This is a genomic window from Endozoicomonas sp. (assembly GCF_965196975.1).
Lineage (GTDB): Bacteria > Pseudomonadota > Gammaproteobacteria > Pseudomonadales > Endozoicomonadaceae > Endozoicomonas.
On record NZ_OZ239981.1, the window covers coordinates 2,771,824 to 2,791,899 of the forward strand.

At 47.1% G+C, this 20,076-nt stretch carries 17 protein-coding genes; 13 read left to right on the forward strand and 4 right to left on the reverse strand.

Translation table 11 applies throughout. From position 1 onward, the window contains the following. Window positions 1-318: 318 nt before the first annotated feature. Window positions 319-1,356, reverse strand: a complete 1,038-nt coding sequence (locus tag ACOCLE_RS12475; RefSeq protein WP_419536944.1) for a rod shape-determining protein — start codon at window positions 1,354-1,356, stop codon at window positions 319-321. A 440-nt stretch (window positions 1,357-1,796) separates the two neighbouring features. On the opposite strand from ACOCLE_RS12475, the gene gatC reads away from it, so the two are divergent. The 6 genes from gatC to ACOCLE_RS12505 all read left to right on the forward strand — a co-directional run bounded on the left by gatC (window position 1,797) and on the right by ACOCLE_RS12505 (window position 10,045). Then, window positions 1,797-2,084: an Asp-tRNA(Asn)/Glu-tRNA(Gln) amidotransferase subunit GatC gene (gene gatC / locus ACOCLE_RS12480; protein WP_066014381.1), complete on the forward strand. Its 288-nt coding sequence runs from the start codon at window positions 1,797-1,799 to the stop codon at window positions 2,082-2,084. Between the two features lie 130 nt (window positions 2,085-2,214). Beyond that, window positions 2,215-3,666: an Asp-tRNA(Asn)/Glu-tRNA(Gln) amidotransferase subunit GatA gene (gene gatA, locus ACOCLE_RS12485; protein ID WP_419536945.1), complete on the forward strand. Its 1,452-nt coding sequence runs from the start codon at window positions 2,215-2,217 to the stop codon at window positions 3,664-3,666. 11 nt (window positions 3,667-3,677) lie between these two features. Beyond that, window positions 3,678-5,126: an Asp-tRNA(Asn)/Glu-tRNA(Gln) amidotransferase subunit GatB gene (gene gatB, locus ACOCLE_RS12490; protein WP_419536946.1), complete on the forward strand. Its 1,449-nt coding sequence runs from the start codon at window positions 3,678-3,680 to the stop codon at window positions 5,124-5,126. A gap of 259 nt (window positions 5,127-5,385) precedes the next feature. Then, window positions 5,386-7,998: a parallel beta-helix domain-containing protein gene (locus tag ACOCLE_RS12495; RefSeq protein WP_419536947.1), complete on the forward strand. Its 2,613-nt coding sequence runs from the start codon at window positions 5,386-5,388 to the stop codon at window positions 7,996-7,998. A 75-nt stretch (window positions 7,999-8,073) separates the two neighbouring features. Further along, window positions 8,074-9,282 carry a phosphatidylinositol-specific phospholipase C1-like protein gene (locus ACOCLE_RS12500; protein ID WP_419536948.1) on the forward strand — a complete coding sequence of 403 codons (1,209 nt, stop codon included), beginning with the start codon at window positions 8,074-8,076 and terminating at the stop codon, window positions 9,280-9,282. Window positions 9,283-9,445: 163 nt separating this feature from the next. Next, window positions 9,446-10,045, forward strand: coding sequence for an acyloxyacyl hydrolase (locus tag ACOCLE_RS12505; RefSeq protein ID WP_419536949.1), 600 nt, complete (start codon window positions 9,446-9,448; stop codon window positions 10,043-10,045). A gap of 27 nt (window positions 10,046-10,072) precedes the next feature. On the opposite strand, the gene nhaD is transcribed toward ACOCLE_RS12505, so the two are convergent. After that, a complete protein-coding gene (gene nhaD, locus ACOCLE_RS12510) occupies window positions 10,073-11,404 on the reverse strand; it encodes a sodium:proton antiporter NhaD (protein WP_419536950.1) in 1,332 nt (443 codons plus the stop codon). A 375-nt stretch (window positions 11,405-11,779) separates the two neighbouring features. Here nhaD and ACOCLE_RS12515 point away from each other — a divergent pair, with 375 nt between their 5' ends. Continuing rightward, on the forward strand, window positions 11,780-12,280 hold the full coding sequence (locus ACOCLE_RS12515; protein ID WP_419536951.1) for an aminoacyl-tRNA deacylase: 501 nt from the start codon (window positions 11,780-11,782) through the stop codon (window positions 12,278-12,280). A 21-nt stretch (window positions 12,281-12,301) separates the two neighbouring features. Here ACOCLE_RS12515 and ACOCLE_RS12520 read toward each other — a convergent pair whose 3' ends face one another. After that, window positions 12,302-13,279, reverse strand: a complete 978-nt coding sequence (locus ACOCLE_RS12520; RefSeq protein WP_419536952.1) for a pentapeptide repeat-containing protein — start codon at window positions 13,277-13,279, stop codon at window positions 12,302-12,304. Window positions 13,280-13,443: 164 nt separating this feature from the next. Here ACOCLE_RS12520 and ACOCLE_RS12525 point away from each other — a divergent pair, with 164 nt between their 5' ends. The 6 genes from ACOCLE_RS12525 (at window position 13,444) to ACOCLE_RS12550 (ending at window position 19,418) form a co-directional block, all read left to right on the forward strand. Beyond that, window positions 13,444-14,124: a type 1 glutamine amidotransferase domain-containing protein gene (locus tag ACOCLE_RS12525; protein WP_419536953.1), complete on the forward strand. Its 681-nt coding sequence runs from the start codon at window positions 13,444-13,446 to the stop codon at window positions 14,122-14,124. Between the two features lie 87 nt (window positions 14,125-14,211). Beyond that, window positions 14,212-14,646: a DUF1499 domain-containing protein gene (locus ACOCLE_RS12530; protein ID WP_419536954.1), complete on the forward strand. Its 435-nt coding sequence runs from the start codon at window positions 14,212-14,214 to the stop codon at window positions 14,644-14,646. 66 nt (window positions 14,647-14,712) lie between these two features. Continuing rightward, a complete protein-coding gene (locus ACOCLE_RS12535; protein WP_419536955.1) occupies window positions 14,713-15,156 on the forward strand; it encodes an ArsC family reductase in 444 nt (147 codons plus the stop codon). 23 nt (window positions 15,157-15,179) lie between these two features. Next, window positions 15,180-16,217, forward strand: coding sequence for a 2,3,4,5-tetrahydropyridine-2,6-dicarboxylate N-succinyltransferase (gene dapD / locus ACOCLE_RS12540; protein ID WP_419536956.1), 1,038 nt, complete (start codon window positions 15,180-15,182; stop codon window positions 16,215-16,217). A gap of 109 nt (window positions 16,218-16,326) precedes the next feature. Beyond that, on the forward strand, window positions 16,327-16,905 hold the full coding sequence (locus ACOCLE_RS12545; protein ID WP_419536957.1) for a lysophospholipid acyltransferase family protein: 579 nt from the start codon (window positions 16,327-16,329) through the stop codon (window positions 16,903-16,905). Between the two features lie 173 nt (window positions 16,906-17,078). Next, a complete protein-coding gene (locus ACOCLE_RS12550) occupies window positions 17,079-19,418 on the forward strand; it encodes a hypothetical protein (RefSeq protein WP_419536958.1) in 2,340 nt (779 codons plus the stop codon). Between the two features lie 16 nt (window positions 19,419-19,434). On the opposite strand, the gene ACOCLE_RS12555 is transcribed toward ACOCLE_RS12550, so the two are convergent. Then, window positions 19,435-19,818: a group II truncated hemoglobin gene (locus ACOCLE_RS12555; protein ID WP_419536959.1), complete on the reverse strand. Its 384-nt coding sequence runs from the start codon at window positions 19,816-19,818 to the stop codon at window positions 19,435-19,437. Between the last annotated feature and the right edge of the window lie 258 nt (window positions 19,819-20,076).

Sequence of the window (20,076 nt, forward strand, 5' to 3'; positions counted from 1 at the left end):
CCTGCTCCTTACCAGGCCTCAGTAATTAACTGCCTTGAAAAAGTTCATACTCAGGCGATCTCAAACAAAAGCAGTACCATTGTATAGGCCTTTCTATTGATCAGACATTTTCCAGCGATCAACTACTTGAAGAACTCAATCGTTTATCAACAACCCTTTTCCCAAATATTGGGACAACAGAAGCGAGTCATTGATCACAAAGCAACAGACAAATTTACCTGATAGCAGGCTCAAATAACAAATCAGCAATACCTCGTCGAGAAGTATTGCTGACATTCTACATAGAATTTTGAATAACACAGAGAACGAATCTGCTGGTTAATCTGTGGATAAGAGATCCATGCGATGCTTATCCATCATTTCAATAGCCCTGCCACCACCACGAGCCACGCAGGTGAGAGGGTCTTCAGCAACCAACACCGGTAAGCCGGTTTCTTCACTGATCAGTTTATCCAGATCCCGCAACAATGCACCACCACCGGTTAGAACCAGACCACGTTCAGCGATATCAGAAGCCAGTTCCGGCGGAGATTGCTCCAGAGCGCTCTTTACAGCCTGCACAATCGCCGTCAGCGACTCCTGAAGGGCTTCCAGTATTTCACTACTGTTCAGGGTAAAGCTACGAGGAATACCCTCTGCAAGATTACGGCCACGAACATCGATTTCCAGCAGTTCATCACTGGGGTAGGCAATAGCGATTTCCTGCTTGATCCGCTCAGCAGTAGCATCACCAATTAAGCTTCCGTAATTGCGGCGGACATAGGTCACAATCGCATCATCAAAACGGTCACCACCAATGCGTACAGACTCGGAGTAGACGACGCCACTGAGGGAGATAATCGCAATCTCCGTGGTACCACCACCGATATCTACGACCATGGAACCACTGGCCTCTTCAACCGGAAGTCCGGCACCGATAGCGGCCGCCATAGGCTCTTCAATCAAATAAACTTCCCGGGCACCGGCACCAAGCACCGACTCACGGATCGCCCGCTTTTCAACTTTGGTTGATTTACAGGGCACACAGACCAGAACTCGAGGACTGGGCTGAATAAAACTGTTCTCATGCACTTTATTGATAAAGTGCTGCAGCATGCGCTCGCAGACATCAAAGTCAGCAATCACACCATCCTTCATTGGACGAATGGCAGTGATATTACCTGGGGTTCGTCCCAGCATCCGCTTGGCGTCGGCACCAACAGCAACAACGCTCTTCTGGGCGCCAAGATTGCGGATCGCAACCACGGAGGGTTCATTTAACACTATGCCCTTTTCACGGACATAGACCAGTGTGTTGGCAGTTCCAAGGTCGATCGAGAGATCGCTGGAAAACAGGCCACGTAACCTTTTCAGCATGTTATGGTGTACCTTGATTCAAGGCTTGGGTAATTCCAGAAACTCTAACAATGCTACCTCCATAGGGCAAGCAGCAATTGTGCGCTGTGGGAACTGAGCCTGAATCATTCATATTAGGAAAAGTATTCAAACATCGGCTCCTTATACTGGGATTTACCGAAAGACCGGGTGACTGTCCGTGTGTTTTTTCAAACTGCAATATCCTATTTTTACACTAACCGGCACTCCATTTACCATTCCTATAGAGATGTTTCAGATAAACATCCCATAGATCACTATATAAACCCTTGAGAAATAACCGGGTAGCCCATACATTAGCTTCTTATTTATTTTATTGTGAAAATGTCTCTACCGGAATATGTCCGTCATTTTCATAAACCTGATTTTCCAGTGGGTGAGAGCCTCGCTCATTGTTATTCATTTATGGAGAACCCCTACCAATGGCCATCGACGCCTCTGGAGTCAAAAAGGTTGCGCATCTCGCACGTCTGTCCATTGACGACGATGCAGTGGAAGCAACAGCTGCTACCATCAGCAGCATACTGGAACTGGTCGATAGAATGCAGGCCGTTGATACACAGGGCGTAGAACCTCTGGCACACCCTCTGGATGCCATCCAGCGCCTGCGCCCAGACGAAGTCACTGAAGAAAACCAGCGGGAACAATTGCAGAGCTGCGCACCTGCCGTTGAAGAAGGCCTCTTCCTGGTTCCCCGAGTTATTGAGTAATGCATTAAAAACATTGCGGCAGTGAATATGCTGGAAACGCCAGAATGGCATTATTTTCACAGTAACTGCTCTGAGTCCGGTAGAAGCTGAGCCTCTTCTATACAATACGTCTTCCAACCGACCGAATCCCATGTACGATAAAACCATTGCAGAACAGAGCCGGGCATTAGCCAGTGGCGAAATATCCAGTGTCGAGCTGACACAAACTTACCTTGACCGCATCAAGCAATTCGATGGTGACATCAACAGCTTTATTACGGTGACTGAATCGTTAGCCCTGGGGCAGGCAGAAGCAGCCGATAAACGCCGTGCTGCGGGCAATGCCAGCGCCATGACCGGTATTCCTGTTGCCCATAAAGACCTCTTCTGCACAGAAGGCGTCAAGACCTCCTGTGGCTCAAAAATGCTGGACAACTTTGTTGCGCCTTATGAGTCCACCGTCACCGGTAAGTTCAAGGATGCCGGTGCTGTCATGCTGGGCAAAACCAATATGGATGAGTTTGCCATGGGCTCTTCCAATGAAAACAGCCATTATGGCCCGGTCAAAAACCCATGGGACAAATCCGCTATACCCGGCGGCTCCTCCGGCGGCTCAGCGGCAGCCGTAGCAGCCCTGCTGGCGGCCGGCGCTACCGGCACAGATACTGGCGGTTCCATTCGCCAGCCTGCGTCACACTGTGGTATTACTGGCCTTAAGCCAACCTACGGCCGGGTTTCCCGCTGGGGTATGGTCGCCTATGCATCAAGCCTTGATCAGGCCGGCCCGATGACCCGTTCCGCTGAAGATGCCGCCATCATGCTGAACACCATGGCTGGCTTTGATAACCGGGATTCCACTTGCCTTGACCGTGAAGTACCGGACTACACCGCAACACTGAATGACTCTCTGGAAGGCCTGACCATCGGTTTGCCAAAAGAGTACTTCACGGCCGGTCTGGACAGTGAAGTAGAACAACAGATCCGAAATGCCATTGCTGAATACGAGAAGCTGGGGGCAAAGGTAAAAGAAGTCAGCCTGCCCAATGCCGAGCTGTGCATTCCGGCTTACTACGTCATTGCTCCGGCAGAAGCGTCTTCCAACCTGTCCCGCTTTGATGGCGTTCGTTTCGGGTATCGCTGCGAAGACCCAAAAGACTTAATGGATCTCTACATTCGCAGCCGCAGCGAAGGTTTTGGTGAAGAAGTCAAACGTCGTATCATTGTTGGTACCTACGCCCTCTCTGCAGGCTATTACGATGCCTATTACCGCAAGGCTCAGCAGATCCGCCGCCTGATCCGCGATGACTTCCTCAACGCCTTCAAGGAGTGTGATGTCATCATGGGTCCCAATGCGCCGACATCGGCCTTTGATCTTGGCTCCATGAGCAATGACCCGGTAGCGATGTATCTCTCCGATATCTATACACTGTCGGTTAACCTGGCCGGTCTTCCCGGACTGTCCGTTCCAGCGGGAATGGCAAATAATCGCCCGGTTGGCCTGCAGGTCATTGGTCAGCATTTTGATGAAGCCCGTCTGCTGAATATTGGTCACCGCTTCCAGCAGGCGACAGACTGGCATCAGAAATCTCCGGTATTGGTATAGGACACAGTAATATGCAATGGGAAACCGTTATCGGACTGGAGATTCACGTCCAGCTCGCTACTAAAACCAAAATATTCTCCGGTGCATCCACCGCTTTTGGCGCTGCCCCTAACACCCAGGCCTGTGCGGTAGATCTAGGCCTGCCTGGCATCCTTCCCGTCGTCAACGAAGAAGCCATCAATATGGCCATCAAGTTCGGCCTGGGCATTGATGCTGAAATCAACAAGGTCAACGTTTTCGAACGTAAAAACTACTTCTATCCGGATCTGCCAAAAGGCTACCAGACCACCCAGCTGGAAAAGCCAATCGTCGGCGCTGGTCATGTGGATATCACACTGGCTGATGGCTCTACCAAAAGTATTCGTATCCACCATGCCCACCTGGAAGAAGATGCGGGCAAAAGCCTTCATGAAGACTTTCATGGAATGTCAGGAATTGACCTGAACCGTGCCGGCACGCCATTGATTGAGATCGTAACAGAGCCGGATATCCGCAATGCTGAAGAAGCAGTAGCCTTTGCCAAAAAGCTGCACTCCATTGTGACCACGCTGGGCATCTGCGATGGCGATATGTCTCAAGGCTCAATGCGCTTTGACGTTAACGTATCCGTTCGACCAAAAGGACAAAAAGAATTTGGTACCCGTACCGAAACCAAAAACCTGAACTCTTTTAAGTTTATGGAAGCCGCCATCCTCAAAGAGGTAGAGCGCCAGATCGACCTGATTGAAGATGGTGGAACCGTTATCCAGGAGACCCGTCTTTATAACGGTGATACCGGCGAAGCACGCTCCATGCGCAGCAAAGAAGAAGCGAACGATTACCGTTACTTCCCCTGCCCTGACCTGCTGCCTGTTATCATTGACGACAGTCGTCTTGAAAAGCTGCAGGCTGAAATGCCTGAAATGCCCGATGCCAAGAAAGCACGATTTATCGCTGATTTTGGCCTGAGCGACTACGATGCCGAAATTCTTTCCGCTGACCAGGCAACCGCAAACTACTTTGAAGCCACTGTCCGTGCCAGTGATGATGCCAAACTGTCTGCTAACTGGATCATGGGTGAACTCTCCAAATCCCTGAATCAGAACAGTATCAGCATTACTCAGAGCCCTGTTACTGCCGATATGCTCGGCGGCCTGATCAAGCGCATCAAAGACAACACTATCTCTGGCAAGATTGCCAAAGAGGTCTTTGAAGTACTCTGGCAGGGTGAGTGCAGCACTGCCGATGAAGTCATCGAGAAAAAGGGTCTCAAGCAGGTGACCGATACCGGCGCTATTGAAGCCATGATCGATGAAGTTCTGGCCAGCAATGCCCAGCAGGTTGAGAATTATCGTGCAGCTCCGGAAGATAAACGCGGCAAGATGATTGGCTTCTTTGTAGGTCAGTGCATGAAAGCCTCTAAAGGCAAGGCCAACCCTGGTATGGTTAATCAGATTCTAAAACAGAAGCTGGATGGCTAATACTATCTAAGCCACCAGCTTCCTGGCTGGTGGCTTTATACGACACTTACTCAGCACGTAATATATCCCCTTCCTTTTCCCCAAAAAAACAGAGAGCAATCAGTGCTCAGTCTTCTTCATAAAATCTGAATATTATTTCCGTATCGCCAATCACCCAAAAAAGTGATAGCGTGATTCCTTTAGACAAACGTACGTTTGTACTATTTTTCAAGCACTGTCAGTGCAGCTCCAAAAACAAAAATAAATAATAGAGAACAAGATGAGAATTAAGCAGTCCTGGCTGATACCAGCCTTGCTGGCATCAGTCTTGGCAATCAACCTTACGGGGTGTCGTGATAATGACGGGGAAGCCGTCACCGACACCACAACCCAGGAATCAACCACACCGAGCTTTCCAGAAGACGCCATTATGGTTGAAGTGGGTGACAACCTTGGGGCAAGTATTACCGAAGCATTTATCAATGCACGAGCTGGTGACGTTATTGTCTTACCGGAAGGTAATTTTAAACTTGATCGAACCCTACTGTTTGATGGTAATGGGGCTACTGCTAAAGACGTCACCATCATGGGTTACGGAATGGATAGAACCATTCTCGACTTTTCTGAAGCGGACTCAGGCGACGGTATCTTTGTACAAAATGCCATCAACATTACACTTCAGGATCTGGGTGTATACGAAGCAAAAAACAACGGCATAAAACTCAAAGATACAAACGGTATTATTATGCGACGGGTGGCTGCTGTCTGGGAAGGCGAGCTAAACAAAGATAACGGAGCCTATGGCCTTTATCCTGTCGAATGCCAGAACATCCTCATTGAAGATTCCTACGTAAGGGGATCTGCCGATGCTGGTATCTACGTTGGCCAGTCTGAGTACATTGTTGTACGAAGAAATATTGCCAAAGAGAATGTCGCAGGTATTGAGATCGAAAACTCCAAATATGCGGATGTCTATGATAATGAAGCGACTGGCAATACCGGGGGGATTCTTGTTTTTGACCTGCCAATTGGCAACCACCTGTACGGCAAAAGTGTCCGGATTTTCAACAATCTGGTGGAAGGCAACAATACACCCAACTTTGCCAACGACACCGGCTATATCGCCGGGGTGCATATTGTTCCACCCGGCACAGGGGTAATTATTCTCTCCACCAGCGATGTCGAAATATTTAACAACACCATCAGAAATCACGACACCGTTGCCATTACGGCTACCAGCTTCTTCATTGCTGAAGACAACATGGCGAATCACGCAAATGCCATTATGGATGGCTGGCGTGCAGTACCCAGAAATATCAATATCCACGATAACGATATCAGCAATAGTGGCAGTAATCCGAATGGTTACCTTATTCAGGATATTATTAATGCCTATGTTGGAAATTATGGGAGCTTCCCAACCATTCTGTACGATGGGTTAGGCGAAGCCGTTGCCAGAAGCGGGCAGGGAGCCAGTATTCTGGAACCCGATTTCGCAGCCGATGGCAGCGATGATATCTGCGTCAGCAATAATGGCAATATAAGTATCGGTCAGCTCTTTGCAGGAGACCATAGCGGTGATTTTGCAACACCAGACCTGCTTCTGTACCCATCCGCTATTCAGCAGGAACCACTGTTAAACTGTACTCAACTGTCGCTTCCCATTCATAGCGTGACTTTTGGCGATCAGGTATTTGGCTGCGGCATTGATGATGAAATAACAGGCTGTGACGGTGGTAACATCGTCGGTGATGGTGGTAATGCCGGATCAGGTGATGCCGGCCTCGTTGGAGATGGTGATACTGCGCTGTGCAGTGTCAGTGGAAATGACGTCAACTGGGATGCTCTGCTCGGTGCCAATTGTCCGAACCTGTCAGACTACAACCTGTTTGCCGACAGCGGTAACCCAACAGAAAATGCTAATAGCGGGGGCCTGCCCTACGACCTGAACTCAGCCCTGTTTACCGACTACACCACAAAATATCGTTATGTGTTTGTCCCGGATGGCCAGTCCGCCCAGTACAGCAATCAGGAAGTCTTTGAGTTTCCTGTAGGGTCAGTACTGGTAAAAACCTTTGCCATGCCGGATGACACAGCAACCCCCGGCAATGCTAATGAAGAGCTGCTCGAAACCCGGCTACTGATCCATCGGGAAACAGGCTGGAGTGCCCTACCCTACATCTGGAATGCCGCCAAAGATGATGCATCGCTCGCCAAAGCAGGGAGTATTGTTGAGCAATCAGTGGTACACAAAGGACAAACATTGTCGTTTGACTACGTTGTTCCCAATATCAATCAGTGTAAGCAATGCCATCAGTACAAGGGCGAAGACGATGTTTCCCGCTTTGTCCCCATTGGCCCAAAGGCCCGCCAATTGAATGGTGATTACGCTTATTCTTTTGGCGTAAGGAATCAGTTATCCACCTGGTCAACGGAAGGCATTTTATCAGGACTGCCCGCTGATCTATCCAGCATTCAGACCGTCCCACCATTTGCCCTGCTCGGTAATGGAGACCTGTCCGGAAACAATAAGACTGATGAAGAGGTGATGGATCTGGCTAAGGGCTACCTGGACATCAACTGTGCGCATTGCCATCGTCCTGAAGGCAATGCTTCGAATACGGGGCTAAAACTGGAGTACTGGCGCACCTACGCCAGTGACAAGACAGCCCACGGCACCTGTAAATCACCTGTTGCCTATGGAGGAGACGGTTTCAATTATGACGTTGTACCTGGTGATCCCGACAACTCTATCATTCACTTCCGTATGGCCAGCACCGAACCCGGAGACCGAATGCCTGAAATTGGTCGAAGTCTCTCCCATGATGCCGGCGTTGACTTAGTCAGGGAGTGGATCACACGTTTACCTGCTGAAAACTGTTCACCTGAATAGTTCGCTCTATCTGGGCCGGCATCCGGCCCTTTTTTACTTTTTTCCCGATAATTCAAATAATAACGGAAACGTTTAATGGAACATAAACGCTCTTTAAAAGCGGGCTTTCTGAAATCACTGGTGGTCACAGGGGCCATCATTTTTTTATCTGCCTGCAGAGATGACAGCTCCGATACTGCCACAGTTACTGAAACCAGCTCCGAAGGCCAACTCACCACCGTAAGAATGAATGAAGTCCAGTATTTAGGAACGCATAACAGTTATCATCCAGGGCCGCCAGAGGATGTTGTTCTGATTGTTAACAATTTAACAGGTGATGCAGCGGAAGCAGCAGAAGCAGCTGGAATAAACGATCTAATGCTTAGCCTTGACTACGCCCATGTTTCGCTGACCGAACAGTTTGAATCTCAGGGTGTCCGTCAAATTGAGCTGGATGTATTCCATGACCCTGAAGGTGGTCGTTATAAAAATCGAAATATTGTTGCACTGCTTGGAAAGAATGTTGATTCCGGCATTGATGCTCTGGCTGAATCCGGACTGAAAGTTTTACACATTCAGGATCTCGATTACGAAAGCACTTGCTATACCTTCATCGCCTGCCTGACCGAAATTAAAACATGGTCTGACAATAACCCAGATCATCTCCCCATAACCGTGTTGGTAGAAGCAAAAGATGAAATCATACCCGACCCTTTAGGTATCGGTTTTGTCGAACCGCTGCCTTTTAATACTGAAGCACTTAACCAGATTGATATTGAAATTCGCTCTGTTTTCCCAGAGTCACAACTCATCACTCCGGATGTTGTACGCGGAGACTATGAAACATTAAATGCGGCAGTTCTGGCAAGAGAGTGGCCTCTTTTATCCGAGGTAAAAGGAAAGGTCTTGTTTGCTTTCGACAATGCTGGTTCAAAGCGTGACGCCTATATTTCAGGGCACCCTTCATTGACTGGCAGAGTCATGTTTACAGACTCTGAACCCGGCTCTCCTGAAGCTGCATTTCTAAAATTCAATGATCCGGAATCGAGCTTTGACCAGATTCAGAATTTTGTTGCACAAGGGTATATGGTTCGCACCCGGGCCGATTCGGACACTGTAGAAGCACGCACTAACAACACTACACGTAGCGAAGAGGCATTAAGGTCAGGAGCCCACTTTATCAGTACCGACTATCCAGTTCCGGATTTACGCTTTAGTGATTACCAGGTAAGTATTCCAGGAGGATATATCACGAGATGTAACCCTATTAGCGCTCCTAATAACTGTGAAGATTCAGAGTGGTAAATTGCTTTAACTGGACAGATCAAATCAACATGACAGCATCGGGCCACTCAGGTGACCCGATTCATTTATATAGCCCCTGAAACAGTTCTACCCTCAGGTCTCCTCAAGATAAGAACAATGTTCACGATATCAACTAGGCACACCTTAAAAACAGGGCTTAGAAATGAATCGTGGATATTTATTGCTCGTATTTGCACTGACAACAGGTGTATCTCATGCTGCCTGGCAGCCAGACAGAGTCAGCTTTTCTTACGGGCAGTTTATTTCACCTCTTGCCGACCGCAATGCAGAAATTGATCAATATCGGCTGGGTCTGGCCTGGAAGCTTTCTGATGAGCTCTGGTCTTCTGATAGCCTTCTAATACAAAGTTATGCGGAACTGGCTTTAAGCCAATGGAAGAGCCGTTTAAATGCCACTGAAGACAGCCGCCGGATAGGTGCTGATAGCGTAAAACAAATGAGCCTGAGCCCTGTTTTTCGCTTCACCAGCATCAACCCTTTACTGGGTGAAACCTCACCGTTTCTTGATCTTGGTGTTGGCGTCAGCTACCAGAGCGAAGAGGATATTGAGCAACAGCACTTATCCGGAATCAACATGGGTGGTCACTGGCAGTTTGAAACCAGGGTGATGATTGGATTGAGTCTGGGAGAGAGCAGCCCATTTGAAGTCAGCTATGGCTGGATGCACTACTCAAATGCCAATCTGAATGATGAAAACGAAGGGCTTGATTTTCAAACCCTCCAGATGACGTATCTTTTTTAGCCAAACCCTGAGAATCTTAATTCCCGGTTAGCTGTTGACCAGAAAATGTGCCCAGATACTGGCAGCATACCCAAGAGCAATGGCCCAGCTCCATCGGAGATGGGTCATAAAGGTATAACCACCTTTTGATGTTCCCATCAAGGCAACTCCCGCTGCAGAACCTATGGACAGAAGGCTACCACCGACACCCGCCGTCAGCGTTATTAATAACCACTGGAAGGTGTTCATTTCAGGGTCCATTCCGAGAATGGCAAACATGACCGGAATGTTATCGACAATGGCAGAGATCACTCCGGCGATAATATTCGTCCACGTGGCCCCAAGATCGGCATACATCGTTTCCGAGGCAAGGTCGAGGTAACCGAGATACCGCAAGCCACCCACTGAGAAAATAACACCAAAGAAGAAAAGCAGTGTGTCCCACTCGGCATGGGCCACTTCCTGGAATATATCTATTTTCTCTTCTTTTGCCCGAGGCCGTGCAGTCAACCGCCGGTTACTGGTCAGTCCCTGGATATGCATGAAATAGGTATAAAACATCAGCAAGGCGAGACCCGTCATCATCCCCATAAATGGTGGCAGACCTAATGCTTTCTCAAAACTGACGGCAAGGAAGATCGTCACCAGGAAAAGGAAGCAGATGGTGATACCACCACGACGAATGGTGCTATCCACTTGCACACCAGCCGGACGCCCTTTCTCAATAAAACAGCTCATGATGATGGCCGGCACTAGGTAATTAACAACCGACGGTATAAAAAGGCTGAAAAAGGTAAAGAACTCAACCTTACCGGCCTGCCAAACCATCAGCGTGGTAATATCCCCAAAGGGGCTGAAAGCACCGCCCGCATTGGCAGCAACGACCACATTGATCATGGCCAGTGTAATAAATTTCGGACTGCCCTCACCAACAGCCATTATCACAGCTCCCATCAACAGTGCTGTGGTAAGATTGTCGGCCACCGGGGAAATAAAGAATGCCATGGCGCCCGTTATCCAGAAGAGGCTTCGGTAATTGAAGCCCTTGCTGATCAGCCAGCTTCGTAACGTGGCAAACACCTGCCGGTCTTCCATGGCATTAATGTATGTCATGGCCACCAGCAGAAAGAGAAACATCGCCGCATACTCTTCAAGATCGTGCATGACGGCCTGTTTCAGTTCTTCGTGGGAAACGCCCTTCTGGGCAGCAATGAAAGCAATGAGCGCCCAGATGATTCCCGCCGCCATAATAACCGGTTTAGACTTGCGCAGGTGGAGCTGCTCTTCGGCCATCACCAGGCAGTAAGCAATCACAAAAATAGCAATACAGGCCCATGCTAGCGGGCTGGATGTTACTCCCAGCACATTGTCGCCAGCCATTGCAGTTGTTGGTAGGCAGGTTAACGCTCCCATCGGCAGGAGTCTTTTCATTATTGTCGTCATTATTAAGTCCCACAGGCTCAATCTGAAGCCAGTGATGAATTGGTAAATTTAAAAATGCCGAAGGATACCTATACCGAGAGCAGAGTGCAAAAAAGCATCAAATGAAACCAGCAATAACAGAGTAGCTGGATAAGCAGGAAAATCAGTACGTAAAACAAAACCTGTAAGCAAATAGTGATATGAAAAAAAGCTATTAATACTTTTTTAGCTTAAAAAGCGCCTTATATTGAACAATATTTCAACAAGATTGCGTATAGACTTTATAAAACAGCTGTTCAATATTTCCGAGAATGTTTTTTGAGAGAGTGTCTGATGTCAATCGCTCCAAAACTCCAGGCTTTTTTAAATCATAACCAGGTAGATTATGAAGTGGTCAGTCACCCTTATTCAGACCGCGCACTCAACACTGCACATGTAGCCTGCGTTCCCGTTAAAAACATGGCTAAAGCCATCGTTCTTCGGGATGAGGAAGGGTACGTAATGGCCATTGTTCCCTCCATGAACAAATTAATGCTGCGCTGGATCAATACTAAGCTGAACCGGCATCTCCATCTTGTCACTGAACACAGCCTTGAGGAGCTTTTCCCGGACTGCGAGATGGGGTCAGTACCTGCCATGGGCATTGCCTACGGTATGAAAACCTGCTGGGACGATGAACTTAACGCTGTTCAGGATCTCTATTTTCAAGGAGGGAACCACCGGGAACTGGTGCACATTCAAAGAGAGCAATTTAAAAAGCTGCTGCAGGGGCAACCACATGCAGCCATCAGTTGCGACCCTGACGAGGCAGTTGCTTACGCAACTGACAATTAACTATTTTTTCGATATTCGAGCTTATCGAATCATCTTTTTAACAAACAATACCACGAAGAGTGCCAGAGAAAAGCTGCCCGTGAAGGCCTCGCAGGCAGCAAAAATCCTGGACAGCCCCAATGGGGTTAAATCACCATAGCCAAGCGTTGTAAACGTCACTACGCTGAAATAAAGACAATCAAGCCAATACCGGAGATTCTGAGCCAACCCCACGTTTTCATCAAACCGAAGAATGGTGTCTCCATCTTGAACACCGGTAAATAGATAAATAAAAGAGCAGAATACGATCAACGCCATGGAAAAGACCACCACGCGTAGAGGCGATTCTCCATAACCGCTGATTTTATCCACCAGGTAAGAAACCGCTCGTTGCCGTGAGTATTTGGGCATCTGTAGGCGGTGAAATACCCGTTCCTGATAGTAAAAGTGCCCAGCAACCCTCATCATGCCAAGGTGCTCACAGTGCCGGCGAATATTTCTGGCGGATTCTTCCGCTTCTTCATACAGAGCGATAGCATTTTCAGGGTTAGCAGCAGCTTCTCTTTCCTGATACAGCTTTTCTCCCCAACGAACATGATCCAGCAGACTGTTCTTAAGGTTCACCCCCAACAGGTTGCAGCCATCAAGATTTGCCCGGTGCAGATTCGCATTTGAAAGATTTGCTTTTAACAATCGGGAACCGGATAAGTCCACACGATAAAAATGGCCATTGCACAAACTGGCGCGACTGAGATCACAGTCAATTAACTGATACGGTTTTCCACTGCCATGATTCACCAGGTTCACGTTATCCAGATTAGCCTTGCGAAGAATAAAGCCTTCCATAGGCAAACCCGTTTTAGCCCTTTCTTCCAGCTTCTCTTTTATGCCTTCCCCGCTTTTATCCACATCAGGATCATGCCAGAAGCAAAGCTGACTGCCTGGCTCAGCACCATCTTTACAACGGCCAGACTTTCCAAAATAAGAGCATTGATGCCCTGGTCCCTTCAGTTGACTCAAACCAGAAATCCTTTTTTTTCAGACACTTACAATGATCACAATCATCATAATCACACTGTGGGATATATCGGCCTGCCAGCTACGGGATTTAAATTATTCATGGCTTTACAGATCACTCACTTTTCAACAAACTGAACAGCTGAAGACCAACCGAGGCGCCTCCCATGAAAATTCTGTTTGTGCTGACTTCCCATGATGAATTGGGAGCCACGGGTGAAAAAACCGGCTTCTGGCTTGAGGAGTTTGCCGCCCCTTACTATCGCTTTCTGGATGCTGGCGCTGATATCACTCTGGTTTCACCAGCTGGCGGCCAGCCACCAGTGGACCCAAAAAGCCAATTACCCGACTTTCAAACCGATGCTACTCGACGATTTGAGCAAGACCCTGAGTTGCAGGCAAAACTGTCCAAAACGGACAAGTTAGCCACAGTGACTGCAGATGATTTTGATGCAGTCTTCTACCCCGGTGGCCATGGACCTTTGTGGGATCTATCAAATGATCCCGACTCAATTTCCCTGATTGAACATTTTTACCAACAGGGAAAACCCGTTTCTGCGGTATGTCATGCCCCGGCTGTTCTGCTCAAGGCCACAAACCAGAAAGGGGAACCTCTTATTCAAGACAAGGAAATAACCGGGTTCAGCAACAGCGAAGAAGTTGCAGTACAACTGGAAAATGTGGTGCCCTTTTCTCTAGAAGATGAACTAAAAAAACAGGGTGCAAAATACAGCTGCGGACCCGACTGGAACAGTTATCTGATTCAGGATAAGTTATTGATCACTGGGCAGAACCCCGCCTCTTCAGAAGCTGTTGCAGATGCAGTGGTTGCACTACTGAAACAGTAAGCGCATCAGAAATACCGGCCGTCCGAGGCCAGTATTTCTCATATAGCCATGTATCTATTGCTCCATATTTGCAAGGAACCTAGAACAGTGAATAAATCCGCGCATCGATTCCTGCCTTTACTGCTGTTACTACCCAGCCTTTGGCTAAAGGCTGACTCCCCGGAACTCACCTGCCCGGAAAGCCCAAACTGCGTCAGCAGTCTGGCTTCTGGAAAACAGAATATTGCCCCCCTCTTCTTTTATGGGTCTGATACCTCTCAAATCAAGGATAAACTGATGGTCACTTTACAGAACTGGCCCAATGCAGAGGTTATCAGCAGTAATGACCAGATTATTATTACCGTATTCACCACTCCCTGGCTGAAGTTTAAGGACGACCTGATACTGATTATCCGCCCAAACGGCACCGTGGATGTCCGTTCCTCTTCTCGAGTCGGCCATTATGATTTCGGCACAAATCGCCGCCGCATCGAACTGTTAAGAACAGCACTTGCCGATGAAGAAAGCACTGAAGCAGAGTAAAAATAAACCCAACACCTGACAATAGAGCACTCTGCCTAGGCAAACACCTCCAGAAGCGTGTAAGCTTTGCTCATTTTTTACGGTCAATACTGCGCATTCAAGCCTCAGTTTTTGCAGCGCATGGTCATTGCCTGTGAACCAGATTTTATTGACATGGGAGGAACTGTGGTCACCTTATTTGGCATACCAAACTGCGACACTGTTAAGAAAGCACGGCGTTGGCTGGAAGGCGCTGGTATTGGATACCACTTTCATGACTACAGGAAAGATGGTCTGCAAAAAGATATGCTTGAACAGTGGGCTGATGAACTGGGCTGGGAGGCCCTGTTAAACCGCCGGGGAACCACTTGGCGGAAACTTCCTGAAGAAGAAAAATCAGCCATTAATGCAGAGCGGGCAATCACCCTGATGCTGGAGCAGCCTGCCATGATTAAACGCCCTTTACTGGATACAGGCAGCCAGAAAATGCTGGGCTTTTCAGAAGAACAATACCGCAATTTACTTTCATAACAGTCGATCAAGAAGGAATGATAATGAGCAAGCCGCATTTCAGTCTGGCCATTGGTGTGGGCAGCAAAAATCAGAAAGACCAGTGGCTGGAGGTATTCTACCCAAAGCCGATCCTTAACCCGGCTCCTGAGCTGCTGGATAGCATTGCCAAACTGGTTGACTACACCGGTGGTAATGAGTTTATTGAGCTTGATAGCAAAACCCTGCATGCACTGGAGGATCTGTTTGTTGATATCGAGCAAACTGAACTGGCTACCATAACGCGCAGCCTGGAAGAAAGTGAGCAACCACGGGTAATCACCATTTTGGAAACTGATGATGCTCCTACCAGCACACCTGAGGCTTATCTCAAGCTACACCTGCTGTCACATCGTCTGGTAAAGCCACACGGCACCAACCTTCAGGGTATTTTCCCACTGCTGCCTAACGTAGCCTGGACCAATGAAGGCGCAATTGATCTGGAAGAACTGCCTGCCCGCCAGCTGACGGCCCGTGCAGAAGGTCGGGTTCTGAGTGTCAACTCCGTGGATAAATTCCCGAAAATGACCGACTACGTTGTGCCTGCGGGTGTTCGCATTGCCCACACTGCCCGGGTTCGTTTGGGAGCCTATGTTGGTGAAGGTACGACCGTAATGCATGAAGGCTTTATCAACTTCAACGCCGGTACCGAAGGCAAGAGCATGATTGAAGGTCGTGTTTCTGCCGGAGTCATGGTTGGTGAAGGTTCTGATCTCGGTGGCGGCTGCAGCACCATGGGCACCCTCTCCGGAGGCAATAACATTGTTATCTCCGTCGGTGAAAACTGCTTGATTGGAGCCAATGCTGGCCTGGGCATTCCGCTGGGTGACCGCTGCATTATTGAAGCCGGCCTTTACCTGACGGCTGCCAGTAAGGTTCAGGTTCTTGATGACCAGAAAAAAGTCGTTGAAGTTGTTAAGGCCGGAGACCTCTCCGGCAAATCCGACCTGCTATTCCGCAGAAACTCCCTGACCGGAGCACTGGAATGCCTGACCAATAAATCAGCCATTGAGCTGAATGATGAACTGCACTCCCACAACTAAACCATGGTCGTGTGTTAAAAAGGCGCCTACTGAAAAAGGGTAGCGCACTCTGATAGCCCCGGTGCATAATAACGGGGCTATTTATTTGGATCAGGTTTAAATAATAATAATGCGTCATACGATTTTTGATACGCCTATCGTGAACAGCTGTTTTCGCCTTTTATCTCGCCTCGGTCTGAAACTGTTCGGCTGGAAACTGGAAGGCCAACGCCCAAATGCCCAGAAATACGTGATCATTGCAGCTCCTCATACCAGCAACTGGGATTTTGTTCTGACCATTGCCTTTGCCTTCTGCTTTCGCATGAAAGTCTTCTGGATGGGCAAAAGTACTCTGTTCAAAGGGCCATTTGGCAGCATCATGAAATGGCTTGGTGGAATTCCGGTTGACCGTAGCAAAGCCAATGGCCTGGTTCAGCAAATGGTGGACACCTTTCAGGACTGTGCAGAGCTGGCGGTTGCGATCCCCCCTGAAGGCACACGCAGCAAGGTTCGACAGTGGAAAAGTGGTTTTTACCACGTTGCTCACGGTGCTGGAGTCCCCATTGCACTGGGTTTTCTGGACTTTAAAAAGAAGGTGGGCGGCTTTGGCCCCATGTTCTTTACTACGGGGAACTATGAGTCGGACTTGGAAAAAATACAGGAATTTTATCAACATATGACCGGTAAAAATCCGAAGCAGTTTGCCTAGCTAGATGATAATCAACTATTTATAGCTACATGCTTAAGTGACTCAGCATGCAGCTATAATTTTTTGATCAATAATTTTTAATTATTTTATAGAACCATGGAACTATTTATTATCAAGCCTATCTAATCCCTGTTAAAACCCACATAAAAACTGGAAAAATACTTCTTTAAATCATGATATTACCAGCAATACCACCATCGACCCCAACAAGATATACAACGCCTGATAAAAATCCAAACAATATAAAAAAGGAAGCAAATAAATTATATTTACCAGAATCTGAACAACAATATGATAGAAAAAGCATTGCTGAATTTAAAACAATAAAGAAGCATCAAAGCACTGAACAATCACCTACGGAGCTTTTTATAACCAATTTACCTGAAGCTCTACAAAATGAATTAACCCTTATTCAAAATCACTGCATCTTCAATGATAAGCTTGTCGAAATACTTAATGGACATGGAATTTTCTACAATAGACTGATTATTTTATTAATAAAAATAGATCATATCATGGCTGAAAAGGGCTTTTCAGATAAACAGAAGCTAGAGGTAGAGGATACTATAAATCGGTTATTGACTGGAGGAAAATTTAATCTGGTACGCGATATAGGAAGAGAGCTCAATCATATAGAGGATTGTTACCAGTCTAAAAGCTGGTTTCCCAACCCAGAAGACAGATCATTATTCGACCAAGATCATGAAAGCTGTGTTATGCAGCAGGAATCAGGCGATTTTTGTCCTAAATGGATGAAAGAAACTGAAATCATTCCGGGTATTCCAGCATCAGAAGCAACTCTGGCTTATTGGAACTTCCGACATTCGGAAGAAAACGATGATAGAGGGCGGCTATCTGATACTCTAATCAAGAAGAAAGATCCTGGGCTTTTCCACTGGATTCTTGAGCTTCGAAAATTAAAAGCAGCATTTCAAACCCCAGATATTGATGCTCTATCGTCATCATCGAGTTTAACCCTGTTCCATATTGGAGCAATCACGGCCCGTTTTAATCATTCAGATGAAGCAGCTAACTCAGAAGCAGAGACTAATTCTGACTACAGGACTTATTGCTGGGATGTTCAAAGCTCTAACACCCAAAATAGGAGAAAAAGGAAGGGCAAGCAACGGCCAGATACGGATCACACGACAGAGAAAACATCCCAGGAGAGTGCAAGATTCAGCCCTGCCTCCTCCACCAGCAGTTTTGAGGAAGAAGGCAAAAATGCATGTCCTCAAACCAGCACTAGTGATCGTCCAAAAAGAATGCGCAGGCCGAATCCAAAATATCAAGACTTTACAGCAACAGCGGATGTGTCATCCAGGAAGAGAACACCTTCATTACCTGAAACATATAAAAAGACCTCCCAAGTGGAGAGCGAAACACTTTTAATGGAAACAGGATTCCCAGAACTTGAGAAAGAAAGGCAAGAAGTAGCGAGCCTTTCATCTAGAAAGAGGAAAAGCACACCCTCATTATCTGATGCCTATAAAAAGATCTCTCGAGAGGAGAGCAAAGACCTTCTAGACGAAACAGGAATCCCAGAACTAGAAATAACAATCGGGTCAGTACTTGAGAAAGAAAGGCAAAGACTGGTTGAACATCTTGATATTACTACGTTCAAAAAAGATGAATTCAGCTGCCGCTGGGAGCTAGTGGATGTAATGTCAGCTCAAGATGAGCTGAGCAGGCTTTATGAAGCGTGTCGGCGTCACCTTGGTTCATACAAGTCATCTTATACCGGTAAAATGAATGAGGACCCGATAGATATTCCAAAAGAGCAAAAAAAAATTGATGCCAGCCTGAAAGCAGATGAGATTTTTGGATATGAAAAATCTTTAACCAGATATGAAAAGCCTAAGATTACTATGCGCTTTTCTGACCGAGAACAGGAGCTATTGAAGGCCAGAAACGCGCTGATTACTTTGTTAGATAGAGCTGAAGCTTTATCATCAAAGCCTGCAAAAATTCAAGTACCTATCGAAGAAGATGACGATGCTCCAGCCTGGGAAAGCTTGGTGACAGTCATTAGAAGCCCTATGACCAGCCTGACAAAAGTCCTTAAACTCGGGAATAGCGATCTCTCGGATGTCGAAATGCAAGAAATTTCTCCAACCTTAGAGGAAGATACGAAAGAACTAATAAGACAATACAGATATAAAGCATATGTCTGGGATCCTGCTGACGCCAGAGATCATATTCAAGGGAAAATAAATAAGCTCAAAAAACTTCAGTCCATTTTCTTGAAGGCCAGAAATAGCATTTTAAATACTAAACAGAATCTAAAGAAAACGGACTACAAAAAAGAAGACAATCAGAAAATAAACAGGCAATTAGACAATATTCAAACCGTATTAAGGAACACAGCAATAGTACTTATTCTACTTCAGGATTTTAGCTCGCACTTAAAGAGTGAAAGGCATCGAGAGCTCTATGACCGCCTTTCAAAAGCACTGGAGTCTTGGGGTAAATGCATGAGAGATACCCCAATAAATCAATTGCTCACAGCTTAACTTCTCTAGCAAAAAACTAACGCTGATTCACCATAAAATCCGCCAATCGAAAGATTGGCTCTTTCAACATGCCTTTCAGTTCATCAGTAGCACCTACCTGATCAAGTGCCTTGTCCCAGCAATAGAGCCACTGATCGCGTGCAGACTCACTGATGTCATAAGGCTTGTGCGGATCGGTTAAACAGACGGTTCCGTACTTTTCGAGGTATAGATGAGGGCCTCCTAACCAGCCACTGAGGTACTCATATAACTTTCCTTTAACATCGGTCAGAGAACGGGCATGCATTTTCCGAATATGCTCAGCTTCCGGCAGGTCATCCATAGCGTCATAAAATGCATTGGCTAGTGCTCGAATGCCTTTGTCGCCACCCAACAGGTGATAAGGCGTCTGTTCAGTCATTATTATTCGTCTCTATCTGCCTAAATGGTCCTATACATCTACTGGAGCCAACCCAGGGCTCACTCATAGCCATCACAAACAGCGGATTCTGCTACGGAATGCAGCATAATCAGGACCTTCAGCAATCTCAAGCACAAACGGACTATGAGCTGTTACAACATCTTTCACCACAAATACGATGGCGCACTTTTGCAAATTTCATAAAATCAGAGGACACTGTTTACCCAAAGACAAAAATAATAAGTAGCAGGAAATGCC